Annotated in this window: 13 protein-coding genes; 4 read left to right on the forward strand and 9 right to left on the reverse strand. The window is 60.7% G+C overall.

Annotation, left to right across the window (positions count from 1 at the left end):
• The first annotated feature begins 128 nt into the window (after positions 1–128).
• A complete protein-coding gene (gene tgt, locus QM609_RS06285; RefSeq protein WP_007731594.1) occupies positions 129–1,418 on the forward strand; it encodes a tRNA guanosine(34) transglycosylase Tgt in 1,290 nt (429 codons plus the stop codon).
• On the opposite strand, the gene QM609_RS06290 is transcribed toward tgt, so the two are convergent.
• From QM609_RS06290 to QM609_RS29250, 3 genes are all read right to left on the reverse strand, one after another.
• Complete coding sequence (locus QM609_RS06290) at positions 1,409–2,143, reverse strand: queuosine precursor transporter (RefSeq protein WP_030535741.1); 735 nt, start codon at positions 2,141–2,143, stop codon at positions 1,409–1,411. The genes tgt and QM609_RS06290 overlap by 10 nt on opposite strands.
• Positions 2,144–2,260: 117 nt before the next feature.
• Positions 2,261–3,226 (reverse strand): DUF2189 domain-containing protein, encoded by a 966-nt coding sequence (locus QM609_RS06295; protein ID WP_207624207.1) that lies wholly within the window; start codon positions 3,224–3,226, stop codon positions 2,261–2,263.
• Between the two features lie 8 nt (positions 3,227–3,234).
• Positions 3,235–3,945: an RDD family protein gene (locus tag QM609_RS29250; RefSeq protein WP_007731590.1), complete on the reverse strand. Its 711-nt coding sequence runs from the start codon at positions 3,943–3,945 to the stop codon at positions 3,235–3,237.
• Positions 3,946–4,075: 130 nt separating this feature from the next.
• Between QM609_RS29250 and QM609_RS06305 the strand changes: the two genes are divergently transcribed.
• Positions 4,076–4,729: a DUF4190 domain-containing protein gene (locus QM609_RS06305; protein WP_047271551.1), complete on the forward strand. Its 654-nt coding sequence runs from the start codon at positions 4,076–4,078 to the stop codon at positions 4,727–4,729.
• Positions 4,730–4,757: 28 nt separating this feature from the next.
• Here the strand turns inward: QM609_RS06305 and QM609_RS06310 are convergent, their stop codons facing one another.
• The 5 genes from QM609_RS06310 to QM609_RS06330 all read right to left on the reverse strand — a co-directional run bounded on the left by QM609_RS06310 (position 4,758) and on the right by QM609_RS06330 (position 8,992).
• Complete coding sequence (locus QM609_RS06310) at positions 4,758–5,498, reverse strand: EAL domain-containing protein (protein WP_003943863.1); 741 nt, start codon at positions 5,496–5,498, stop codon at positions 4,758–4,760.
• Positions 5,499–5,754: 256 nt separating this feature from the next.
• Positions 5,755–6,651 (reverse strand): tRNA glutamyl-Q(34) synthetase GluQRS, encoded by an 897-nt coding sequence (gene gluQRS, locus QM609_RS06315; protein ID WP_050656465.1) that lies wholly within the window; start codon positions 6,649–6,651, stop codon positions 5,755–5,757.
• A 1-nt stretch (position 6,652) separates the two neighbouring features.
• Positions 6,653–7,261: a TetR/AcrR family transcriptional regulator gene (locus tag QM609_RS06320; protein WP_019746515.1), complete on the reverse strand. Its 609-nt coding sequence runs from the start codon at positions 7,259–7,261 to the stop codon at positions 6,653–6,655.
• Positions 7,262–7,312: 51 nt separating this feature from the next.
• A complete protein-coding gene (locus tag QM609_RS06325) occupies positions 7,313–7,873 on the reverse strand; it encodes a TIGR03086 family metal-binding protein (protein ID WP_050656464.1) in 561 nt (186 codons plus the stop codon).
• A gap of 51 nt (positions 7,874–7,924) precedes the next feature.
• Positions 7,925–8,992, reverse strand: a complete 1,068-nt coding sequence (locus QM609_RS06330) for an Lrp/AsnC family transcriptional regulator (protein WP_064073653.1) — start codon at positions 8,990–8,992, stop codon at positions 7,925–7,927.
• A 111-nt stretch (positions 8,993–9,103) separates the two neighbouring features.
• Here QM609_RS06330 and argE point away from each other — a divergent pair, with 111 nt between their 5' ends.
• Both argE and QM609_RS06340 read left to right on the forward strand, forming a co-directional pair.
• Positions 9,104–10,291 carry an acetylornithine deacetylase gene (gene argE, locus QM609_RS06335; protein WP_054188623.1) on the forward strand — a complete coding sequence of 396 codons (1,188 nt, stop codon included), beginning with the start codon at positions 9,104–9,106 and terminating at the stop codon, positions 10,289–10,291.
• Between the two features lie 26 nt (positions 10,292–10,317).
• Positions 10,318–11,607: an MFS transporter gene (locus QM609_RS06340; protein WP_054188622.1), complete on the forward strand. Its 1,290-nt coding sequence runs from the start codon at positions 10,318–10,320 to the stop codon at positions 11,605–11,607.
• A 22-nt stretch (positions 11,608–11,629) separates the two neighbouring features.
• Here the strand turns inward: QM609_RS06340 and QM609_RS06345 are convergent, their stop codons facing one another.
• Complete coding sequence (locus tag QM609_RS06345) at positions 11,630–12,409, reverse strand: helix-turn-helix domain-containing protein (protein ID WP_003943809.1); 780 nt, start codon at positions 12,407–12,409, stop codon at positions 11,630–11,632.
• Between the last annotated feature and the right edge of the window lie 5 nt (positions 12,410–12,414).

Here is a 12,414-nt window from a genome sequence, read left to right on the forward strand (position 1 = left end):
TATGGTGGGGACCCTCACGCGGCGGTACCGCTCGGGTTCGGTCAGTAGACCAATGCGGATGCTGATCGCGTAGGAACTTTCTTCGCTGTGATCACGGCGATATTTGCTCCTGTGACAGGATTGAGCCCGTGACTTCTGCAGTACCGACACCGCCCGCGCCCTCCGTCGACAAGCGTCCCGAGTCGATTTTCACGATAGGGACCAGGCTCGAGGACCGGCTCGGACGAACCGGAACCATCCACACACCGCACGGCGATATCGCGACGCCGTCGTTCGTGGCTGTCGGAACCAAGGCCACGGTCAAGGCCGTGCTGCCCGAGTCCATGAAGGAACTCGGTGCGCAGTCGTTGCTCGCCAATGCGTACCACCTGTACTTGCAGCCGGGACCCGACATCGTCGACGAGGCCGGCGGGCTGGGCAAGTTCATGAACTGGGACGGGCCCACCTTCACCGACAGCGGTGGCTTCCAAGTCATGTCGCTTGGTGTCGGGTTCAAGAAGGTGCTCGCGATGGAGGCCGTCGGTGTGCAGTCCGACGACGTCATCGCGAAGGGCAAGGAGCGTCTCGCGACAGTCGACGACGAGGGCGTGACGTTCAAATCGCACCTCGACGGCAGTAAGCATCGCTTCACCCCCGAGGTGTCGATGCAGATCCAGCATCAGCTCGGCGCCGACATCATGTTCGCGTTCGACGAGCTCACAACGCTGCTCAACACCCGCGGCTACCAGGAGCGATCGGTCGAGCGCACGCAGGCGTGGGCGATCCGCTGTATCAATGAACACGAGAAGCTCACCGCCGAACGCGCTGACAAGCCCTATCAGGCTCTCTTCGGCGTGATCCAAGGCGCGCAGTACGAAGATCTGCGACGTCAAGCCTGCCGCGGACTCGAGTCGATCGAAGGCGAGAACGGATACGGCTTCGACGGCTACGGCATCGGCGGCGCCCTCGAGAAGCAGAACCTCGGAACGATCGTGCGTTGGTGTAACGAGGAACTACCCGAGAACAAGCCGCGTCATATGCTCGGCATCAGTGAACCGGACGACTTCTTCGTCGCAATCGAGAACGGTGCGGACACCTTCGACTGCGTCAACCCGTCGCGTGTTGCTCGCAATGCTGCGATTTACGTCCGCTCCGGCAGGTTCAACATCAACACCAGCCGATTCCGTCGTGACTTCACGCCTATCGACGACGAGTGCGACTGCTACACGTGCGCCAATTACACCCGCGCGTACATCCATCACCTGTTCAAGGCGAAGGAAATGCTCGCGTCGACGCTCTGCACCATCCACAACGAGCGATTCACCGTGAAGTTGGTCGACGATATCCGAGCCAGCATCGAAGGTGGGTATTTCCACGACTTCAAGGCAGACATGCTCGGAAAGTTCTACGCGGCGAAGACGCCTGCACCTCAGGCGTAGGTCGGTTCGCGCTTCTTCACGTATGCGATGACGCGGTAGGTGATCGGCATGACCAGAACCTCGACAAGCGTCTTCCACAGGAAGCCGACCAGCACGTAGTTGATGAAGTCTTCCCATGTGCTGATGCCGATGACACCGGCCGCGATGGAACAGAAGATGAGGGTATCGGCGAATTCGCCGACGACGGTCGAGCCGATCAGCCGCGCCCACAGATGCTTCTCCTGCATGCGCTTTTTCATCATGACCAGAACCAGTGAGTTCAGTAGCTGTCCGACGAGGTAGGCGGCCAAGCCCGCGACCAATAGCCGGGGAATGACACCGACCACGGTTTCGAGGGCGGCCTGGTTCTCGTAGAACTCTGCCGACGGGAGTTGCACTGCAATCCAGAAGCACGCAGCGGCAAGAATCAGTGCGCCGAAGCCCAGGTAGATCGCGCGTCGGGTCGCTTTGAAGCCGTAGACCTCGCTGAGCACGTCACCGAGGACGTAGGCGAGCGGGAACAAGAAGAATCCACCATCGGTGATGATGGGCAGAATCTGCAAGGGACCGAGCGAGAAGTCGGAATCCGCAAAGAAGGCGACCCCCTTGGTTGCCGCCACGTTCGAGATCAGCAGCGTTGCGGTGAAGAGCGCGACGATCGTCGGGTAATAACCCCGGCTGACGTGCGCAAATTTGGTTTCGTGGGTCGATTCGTCTTGCTGATCCTGAGCTGTCACGTCCGTCATCCAAGCACCACAAGGCGCTCGGATGCGAGTTGGCGACCGTCCAGTTGCGCAGAACACACCGAAGGCCCTGCGGTTTCACGTGGAACCGCAGGGCCTTCGGTGATGCAAACGAACTGATCAGGCAGCTACATGACCGCCGGTCAGCACGCGGTATGCGTAGGTGCTGGCGATCAGTGCGACGGGCGCCGTCACCAGAAGACCGATTCCACACAGCAGCGCGCCGATGATGTTGATACCGATCAGAGCGAGCGCCAGCAGGACCAATGTTCCGACGTTCGACGAGGTCAACGCGTAACTCGATTTGATACCCGAAATCGCATCCTGATTCTTGTCCACGATGAAGGTCAGCGTGTAGTAGAGCAGGAACGCCGCGATGATGCCGGGAATGATGCAGAGAGCCAAACCGACGTAAGTTGCCACTGCTACCAGGAAACCGCCGAGAACAACTGCGCCGATGTTGGTGAATTGGAAGAAGGTGCCGAAAGCCGGCTTGATTCCATCCAATTCGCTCAACGCTCCACGAAGGAATGCGGCTTGGATGATGTAGCCGACGATAGCGGTGACCAATCCACCCACAATGGACAGCGCGCTGAACTCTGTGTTGGTGTAGTCGAAGCCGTTGAAAGCGCCCTGGATCAGTCCGGCGATCAAGAACGCGATGATCGAGATTCCGATCCAAACCAATGCGTTGTCTTTGAACTTGTTCCAGCCGTAGGTAATTGCGGCGCCCACGGAAAGCTGCGGTCCACCGAATCCTGCGCCGTAGTCATTGGCGGGCGGCGGTGGGAAGTTGCCGCCTCCGGGAGGTGGCGGGTATCCACCGGGCGGTGGGTAGTTGCCACCGGGAGGGGGATAGCTTCCCCCCTGCGGCGGTGGCGGATATCCACCTGGCGGCGGGTAATTGCCACCTTGAGGAGGTGGGGGGTATCCACCGGGCGGCGGGTAGCTTCCGCCCTGCGGAGGCCCCGCCGGCGGGGGATAGCTCCCAGGAGGAGGCGTTCCCTGCTGGCCGTAGGGATCCTGGGGCGGGAATTGCTTTCCGTCCTCGGGATTCTGGTTGGGGTCGTGCCCACCGGTTGTCATATGCGCACCTAACCCTTGACTACCTGAGTTCCACCAGCGAGCTCGTCATGCTTGCCCTGCTTGGTGGGGCTGTTGTTGATGGTGACCGCGATGACGATGTACGCAACGAGCGAGAGAAGTCCTCCGATGATCGGAATGATCGACAAGAGGTTGAATGCGTTGCGAATTGCGGACTGCTGCGGAGTGGGAAGGCCCGCGCCTCCCGGGGCCTTCACCGACAGCCCAAGGAGCTTCTTGCCTGGGGTCCAACCTTGTGTGACCTCGAACCCAACGAAATATGCGAATGTCAGAAGGGCAGTCAGCAGGCCTGTTATCCAGTATCCCGAGTCGACGAAGATGATCAGGAGCCCGACCACTAGGCCGAGAATGATGTAGTCGATAAGGCGAGCGCCGAATCGAATACCCAGTCCACCGGCTTCGGCGCCAGAGGGCAGCCGGTTTCCTCCGCCGTACGCACCTTGGTCGTTGAACTGCGGAGGCGGCGGGAAGTTTCCGCCCTGGGGCGGCGGCGGGTATCCACCGGGAGGCGGGTAGTTGCCACCCTGAGGGGGCGGGAAGTTTCCGCCCTGCGGGGGCGGGTAGCTTCCGCCTTGCGGGGGGCCTGCGGGAGGGGGGTAACTTCCGGGAGGAGGTGTTCCCTGCTGGCCATATGGATCCTGGGGTGGGAATTGCTTCCCGCCTTCTGGATTCTGGTTGGGGTCGTACCCACCGGTTGTCATGTGTTCCCCTCAGTCGTAAATATCGCGCTCGAGTGTGACAGTGGATATGACCCTACTGGGATCAAAGAGCGATGTGGATGACATCTGCTCACTTGGATTCGGAGGTCACCTGTGGTTTAGGCTGCGTTGTATGACGAGTTCCGGGGGCAACAACGACGATTCTTCGAGCGATTACCAGGCAAAACCTGGGTACGGAGAATTTCCGAGCCTGCCTCCTGAGGGGTACGGCGTGTCCCCGTCCGAAACGCAGTCTTCACCTGAAGTTCCCGGATATACCACTCCCAACGAGCAGTACCCGGGTTATCCACCGCCGTCGTACAACCCGCCCGGTAATAACCCCCAGCCGGGCGGAATCGGTGAACCGAACCCGTACCTGCCGCCGCAGAATTTCGGACCGCAAAATCAGTATCAGCAGAATCAATATCAGCAATCCGGACAATACGGACAAGCTCAATACGGACAGCCTCAGTACGGCCAACCTCCGAACCCGTACGGTCAACCGAATCAATTCGCGGGTGGGTACGCACCGCCGATGCAGCCAGTCGGCACCAATGGTCTCGCAATTGCATCGCTGGTTGTATCGCTTGCGGGTGGTTGCTTCTACAGTCTCGGCGGAATCGTCGGAATCATTCTGGGAATTGTCGCGCTCAATCAGATCAAGCAGACAGGTCAACAGGGGCGAGGGCTTGCGATAGCCGGAATTGCGGTCGGCGCGGCCTTCTTGGCAATTTTTGCCGTGATTCTCGTGGTCGCACTCATAGCGAGTGCATCGTCGTCGTACTGAAGTGTCGTCGTGCTGAAGTGGCGAGCGCTCACACGGGAGTGACGACGGACGACGCAGGAAGTGGCTTGCCGAAGTAATAGCCCTGGCCCATGTCGCAGCCGGCCCGCAAGACGTTGGCTGCGTGTTCCGCGGTTTCGACGCCCTCTGCGATCGAATCAAGCCCTAGCTTCCGAGCGATGTCGGCGATGGACTCCATGACCATGAAGGCACGGTCTCCAGCACGACCCGCTGCGCTGACGGCCCAGGTCAAGGATTGGTCGATCTTGAGAATATCGAGCGGCAATTCCGACAATGCGGAGAAAGACGCGAAGCCCGCCCCGAAATCATCCAGCGCGATTCGAATTCCCTCGTTGTGCAAGACGTGAAGAGTCTCGGCGGCATGCCGGCCTACGACGCCGAGCTCGGTGACTTCCACGATTATTCTGCTCAGTGGCGTTTGTGAACTGTCGAGGGCTCCGAGGATCTCGTGAGCGGCGTGCGGGGTAGCGAGTTGGCGAGGCGAAAAGTTGACCGCGACCATCATGTGCTCAGGCCACGACGCTGTTTGGGCACAAATCATTTCCAGAGCTTGTAGCCCGATGGGAATGATGAGCCCAGAGGATTCGGCGGAGCGCATGAAATCTTGAGGTTCGATCAACCCTCGCAGCGGATGGCGCCAACGCAAAAGAGCTTCATAGCTGATAATTGCTGACGAGTTCAGATTGACCTGGGGTTGATACAACACCTCGAATTGATGGTCGTCGAGTGCCTCGCGAAGCTCGCGGACCATGCGTATTCCTTTTCGTCCTGAGTCGCCCGTGCCGCACGTGCGTGTCAGCGTGGATGCTGCAAGTGGGTACTGTGGTCGGATTCCAGGTTCAGATCCCCGGGCGTGGTTTTGCAGGAACAACTCGCCCTGAATTTCCTTCGCCAGTCTCGACCGTACTTCACTATTCGAGAATTGCCAACGAATAGCTATTGCGGACGGCTTTGTCATATCGGACAATCGTAGTTTTGTTCCGACGAGGCACCGATTGATACGTCACTTACTTCGCCGGGAAAATCCACGGGGTCCGGGGGATCTTGCGAGAGTCGAATCGATCCGCCAATTGGGGTGGTGTGACAACCTCGCCGGGTTCGGCGAGACCGATGCTCGACGCGATCATCGTCAGAACCTGCTCGGTACTGCGTCCGGCCTCGAGTTGATCTGCCAGAGTCACTGCGCCGTCGCGCTTCGCGAGTCGCTTGCCTTCACTGTTCAAGGCAAGAGGAACGTGGGCGTACGACGGTGGTTCGATGTCGAGCAGCCGGGCAAGGTATGCCTGACGTGGAGCCGAGGTCAGGAGGTCGTCGCCGCGAACCACCTGGTCGATGTTCTGTGCACCGTCGTCGACGACAACGGCAAGGTTGTAAGCGGGCACCCCGTCTCCGCGGAGCAGGACGACGTCGTCGACTGGTCCCGTCACCTCGCCGAACAGTTCGTCATGGACGGTGAACGAGTCGATGCCGGCCCGTAGCCTCAGCGCGGGAGATCGGCCACTTGCCGATTTCTCGGCGCGTTCGGCCTCCGAAAGGTTCCGACACGTGCCGGGGTAGGCGCCGTCTGGAGCATGGGGCGCTGACGGTGCCTGCAGGATCTCCTTGCGTGTGCAGAAGCAGGGATAGGTCAGGTCACGCTCGCGCAATTGGTCGATAGCCTTGTGGTACAAGGGAAGACGGTGTGACTGCAATACGACTGGGCCGTCCCACGTGAGGCCGAGCCTGCGCAGATCGTCGAGTTGTCGTTCCATCGCGCCGGGGCGGACACGGTCGAGATCCTCTACCCGAATGAGGAAGTCGCGCCCGCTGGTGCGGGCGAAAAGCCAAGCCAAGAGGGCGGTTCGGAGGTTTCCCAGATGGAGATCGCCAGACGGGCTCGGCGCGAAGCGTCCAACTCCTTCCACGTCAGCTGGCGAGCCCGACGGAGGCGAGCGGGTTCTCGGCGTCGTGCAGGGTGAGGCGGATCTGGGTTTCCAAAGCGTGATCGAGGTACTGCGGCGGATACATGGCGGGGCTTCCGAGTGCGTCGAGTGCCAATCCATTGACGGTTGAAAGCAGAAGTGCCGCTCTGGTTTCCGCTTCCGGAGTTCCGATGCCGATCAGAACTGTCGAGATGCCGGTGCGGATTGTGAACAGGGTTGTCCGGCGAATTTCGGAGAGTGACTCACTGGTTGCGGCGCGCACGGCAAACGCGGCGAGCACATGCGCCTCACGCGTGCGTTGCTCGTCGAGGGGCAGGAGTTGCGAGAGCGCCTGGAACAGGGCGGTATGCGGGTCTGCGTCGGCGGACGATTCGGCCAGTCGCGTCAACAATCGATCGACGAGTGTTCGCAGTGCGAATGCGAACATCTCGTCCTTGGTCGAGAAATGATGTTGCACTGCGCCGATCGAGACACCCGCCCGTTTTGCGACCTCGCGAACGCTGGCATTTTCCAGTCCGGATTCCGCGGCGACATCGAACAATGCCGCCGCAAGCAGGTCTGGACTCGTGGAGGATTTTCGGCGTTCCGGCATACCGCGACATTACATGCGTATGGAAGTAATGCCCACGTCAGGGGTGCTTTTTCACGCCTTCCGGCCGAGGAAGGCAAGGAGTTTCGTCGCTTTGTCAGCGTTGTCCGGAACCTGTATTTCCGGGCCGCACACACCGCTCATGCGGATCGACTCGCCCAGGCCCGCGGCGATCTCCGACACCCACTCCACGTCCGCGTCTCGCATCGTCGTATCGGTGCCGGTTGCGGCCGCGAGGTCCCAACCGTGGATGACCAGATCGAAACACAAGAACCCCTCGACCGTGGCCCCGAGGTTGGTCCTGCCGAAGTGTCCGTCGTATTCCAGGGTGGACTTTGCCGGATCGTCCAGAATTTCCTGCATCGAATTGCGGACGGCCGCCCAGGCTGCCGACGGGTCGTCGTCGACCGACGGACCGGGTGCCAATTCCAGGCCGACTACCTTGACCATGTCTCGTTCGCTGTCGAGCACGTGTCTCACCACGTCGCGGGCGGTCCAGCCCTCGCAGGGGGAATCGTCGTCCCAGCGGTCGGCGGGTACGGCGTCGATCCGGGCCGTGAATCCGGCAGCCAGATCCCGATAACGCTGGGCGGGGGAGATCTCTGTTGAAGTCATGACAACAATCCTTCACCGCCACAGCGCATCGTGATTGATTATTTCGGACATTCACTCGATCTCCGGGGCTTCCGCCCAGATGTCCATCGGTACGACCCCGGCACTCTTGCCCTCGTCGTCGAGAAGTCGGCCCACCCTCTTCATCGATCGCAGCACCACTGACCTGTTCAGCACCACCAGGCCCGGTGCCTCTTGTGCGAGTTGTACTTCGGTAATGGGAGTTTCGCGAAGGGAGTGTGCGGCGATCGCGAGCAGTGTGTTGGCGCGTCCACCGGATATCCGCATGCACACCCGCGTTCCCGGCACTCGCTCCACCAGGGCACGAATCGTCGACCGGTCCGTGGGATCGACATATCCCCACACCCAGGTCACGAGGGGCCAGCCGGACAGTGGCAGAGACACGTCGCAGCGGAACACGATCTGGTTGCGCGACGTCAATTCGGCAAGTCGCCGCCTGACCGTACTTTCGCTGAGGCCGGTACCGACCGTGAGCTCGGCAATCGAGGATCGACCGTCCTCACCCAGTTTCAATATCAATTGGCGGTCGACAGCGTCGAACGTCTTCCCGTGATGGCGCTGATCCGTCGGCGCGTATTTGTATCGCACAGGCCGGTCTGTCATCGTCGCTCGCTGCGCGGCATCGAGTACCTGCAATTTCCAGTCGTCTCCGATCGCGAAGACCTCGGTGACGAGGTGTGCACGCGAACTGACGATCCCGGGTACCGACGCGAGCGACCGAAGCAGGAAGCGCGACAGGAAAGCCATGTCTCTGACCTCGACGAGAAGTGTCAAGTCGCCTGGGCCGCTTGTGTGTTCGACGCTCAGTACGTGCGGCCAGCGGGCAAGTCGTTCTGCAATCGTCAACGCGTTCGAAGTCGTGCAGTCGACTTCGACGAAAGCCAGACACGACTCCGGACGGCCATGGCCGGTTGCCCTGGCAGAGACCCAGGCGGTGCCGGAATCCTGTAACCGCTGCCAGCGGCGAGCTACGGTAACCGGATCCACTTTGAGCGCGTCGCCAACCGTGCGCCACGACGCTCGCGGGTCGAGTTGCAGGCAATTGATCAGGGCGAGGTCGACGTCGTCCAGTACGGCGGAATCCTGCGTTTCTTCGATCATGGTGCAAGTATCGTGCATCTTCACTGTGTCTGGGATCACTTCACTCATGCTCGAAGGGCAGAACGCGGTGGCGAGTGCCCACCGCGTTCATGCTGTGAAGGGAGAAACCAGATGTCATCGACCACGTTGCCCGCTGTTCCGACAGAGAGAAGCCTCGAGTGGGTGCAACGCCTCATCGGAATCGATACGACGAGTGCCGTGAGCAATCGACCGTTGATCGATCTCATTGCGGCGGAATTACGTCGCCATGGGGTCGAGCCGGTACTTGTTGCCGATGACGAGGGAACGAAGCTCAACTTGTTGGCAACGTTCACTCCTCCTGACGGAAGTACTGCCGGCGGTGTGATGTTCTCCGGCCATACAGACGTAGTGCCGGTTGACGATCAAGACTGGAGTAGCGAGCCTTTCACGCCCGACGTTCGCGACGGAAGCCTGTACGGACGTGGCACGTGCGACATGAAGTCGTTCATCGGGATCGTCGTCGCTGCGATCCCCGAGATCGTTGCTCGGCCGCTGGCGAAGCCGATTCACTTTGCATTCTCCTACGACGAGGAAGTCGGCTGCATCGGTGCGGCCGGGTTGGTCGAGGAGGTTGTTTCCCGGAACCTGCGCCCTGATGTGTGCGTCGTCGGAGAGCCGTCGGAGATGCGGGTCATTCGCGCACACAAGTCGATGAACGTCATACGTGTTGATCTGCATGGTGTTTCGGCGCACTCGTCGCTTACTCCGCAAGGAGTCAACGCGATCGAATACGGCGCGGAGTTGATTCGATTCGTCAGAAGCGCGGCCGACGAGCTCCGTGCGTCCGGCCCGTACGACGACGCATTCGACGTGGCCTGGACGACGTGTTCGGTCAATCTCGTATCCGGCGGGATCGCAGTGAACACTGTCCCCGAGGATTGCTCCATCACTTTCGAATTCAGGAGCATCAGCTCAGCTGGCGCCGCAGATTTGCTCGAACGCTTTGCCGCCGAGGCGAATCGGATCGAAAACCTGATGCAGGAAGAAAACCCGTCAGCCTCCGTGACGATGCACGTGTCGGCCTCGGTTCCTCCCCTGGAGACGGATGCGAATGCTTCGGCGGCCGCACTGGTCGAACAATGGGGTGGTCGGGCCTCGGACGAAAAGGTCGCGTACGCCACCGAGGCCGGGATGTTCGCGACTATCGGTATCCCCACTGTCGTGTGTGGGCCGGGAAGCATCACTCAGGCGCATGCACCTGACGAGTACGTGACACTTGACCAATTGGCACAGTGCGAGCAGTTCGTTCGGAACGTCATCGCTCACGCCCGCGCCTGACCCACCCTGACCCCCTAAGGAAAACCATGTCCACGGCAACTACGCCAACCTCCGGAACAGTCACCCCGGAACGCCTGGCCGCTGCTCGCAAGGCGGTGATCAGCAGTTCGCTCGGCGCCGCGCTCGAATGGTTCGACGTCATCGTCTACGCATCATTCGCAGTGGTGATCGCCCATAATTTCTTTCCCGGCGGCGACAACACGCTCGGTTTGATACTGACGTTCGCGACGTTTGCGATCTCGTACGTCATCCGGCCGCTTGGCGGGATGGTTCTCGGTAGCTACGCCGATCGTCGCGGGCGCAAGAACGCCTTGACGTTGACGATGATGCTGATGATGATCGGCACGCTCATCATGGCCGTGGCGCCGACGACCTCGATGATCGGACCGTGGGCCGGCGTCGTCATCCTTGTCTCGCGTCTCATTCAAGGATTCTCCGCCGGCGGTGAATTCGGTACTGCTACAACCTTCCTCGTGGAGACTGCGCCACACAAGAAGGCGTTCTACTCTTCCTGGCAAGTTGCCAGCCAGGGTGCCTCGGTTTTCCTGGCATCGCTGTTCGGATACGTGCTCAACACCCACCTTTCGCATGAAGCGCTCTACTCGTGGGGCTGGCGCGTTCCGTTCTTCTTCGGCATCATCGTCGGGCCGGTCGGACTCTACATCCGTGCCAAGCTTGACGAAACGGACGATTTCAAGACGAGCGTCCCGGAAAAGGCTCCGCTGAAGACGACGCTGACCAGGCATCTCGGCCGGGTGCTGACCGGGGCCGCCGTAGTGGGCGTCGCGACGATCTCGATCTATCTCATCTTGTACATGCCGACGTTTGCCGTGAAGAACCTCGGAGTATCCGCCTCGGCCGGCTATCTCGGCGGCATCGTCGCCGGACTGGTCACCTTGTTCACCGTGCCGTTGATCGGTCATCTAGCAGACCGGGTCGGACCGGCGAGAGTTATGACCTGGGCCGCCGTTGCGGCAATCGTCTTGGCCTGGCCGCTTTTCAAATTGATGGTCGATCACCCGTCGACTCTGACCCTCGTCCTGGTTGTTTCGGTCCTGGGTGTCATCATGGCGTTTGCCTTCGGTCCCTTGCCCGCCCTGATGAGTTCGCTGTTCCCGGCAGAGATCCGGGCTACCGGAATGTCATTGTCGTACAACCTCGGAGTGACTTTGCTCGGCGGAATCGCGCCGTTGGTCTTGACCTGGTTGATCAGTACAACAGGCTCGCTCGACGCCCCGAGTTACTACTACATGACCGTCGCAGTTCTTTCCCTCGGTGGGCTGTGGTCGGCAAGGACGCTTTTCAGCCAGAAGTGACGGCGGGGGAGCGCGGTCGGGATTACGCGACCGCGTCTCCCTCCGCCAGCGCGACAACGGTATCCGACCCGTGCCAGTCGGGGGCTTGGGTGCGGAGTAGAGCCGCCGGGGTCAGCGACGAGATCCGGCGGCATTCACGGGTCAAGTGGGCCTGATCGCTGAATCCGCAGTGCGCTGCGGATTCAGCGAGTCCCAGCGCGGGTCGACTGCGAGCGAGCGCCATGAAGCGCTGGAGGCGCAGGATCGAGCGCAGCGTTGCCGGGCCGTATCCGAAGGCGTCGTTGCATCGACGTTGGAGTTGGCGCGAAGTCAGTGCCGCCGCGTCGGCGAGAGAGCTGACATTCCACGAATGTTCGGACAGTGCGGTGCGAACGTGGTTGATCACCGGATCGTGACGGAAACTCGAACTTACCCAACTCCGAACAGCGCTTTCGAGGATGGAGACCTGTTCGTGGTCTTCGGAATTTTCCAAGCGGTTCAACAGTATTCGTTCCGTGCGTGCGTCGGTTACATCGCTGAGATCGGCGCGAGAATCCCGAAGCTCGGACGCCGAGGTTCGCAACATCGGCGATGCCGATCCAGGGCGGAATCGAACACCCACGGAGCGTGTTCCGGGCGGAAGAGTGAATGACCATGCAGCGGTTTCGGGGCCACAGACGCGTATGCCGACGCCGCGTATCCACAGCACGTCCATGCAAGCATCGGGCACGAGGAGGTGTTCTCCTTCTGCGCACGCCGTCCAGCCACACACCAGGATGTCGGAGAGATCCGGGGCGACCGATTGTGGTGTGTACCAACCCATGACAA

It is taken from the genome of Rhodococcus sp. IEGM 1302 (genome assembly GCF_030056935.1).
Taxonomy (GTDB): domain Bacteria; phylum Actinomycetota; class Actinomycetes; order Mycobacteriales; family Mycobacteriaceae; genus Rhodococcus_F; species Rhodococcus_F qingshengii.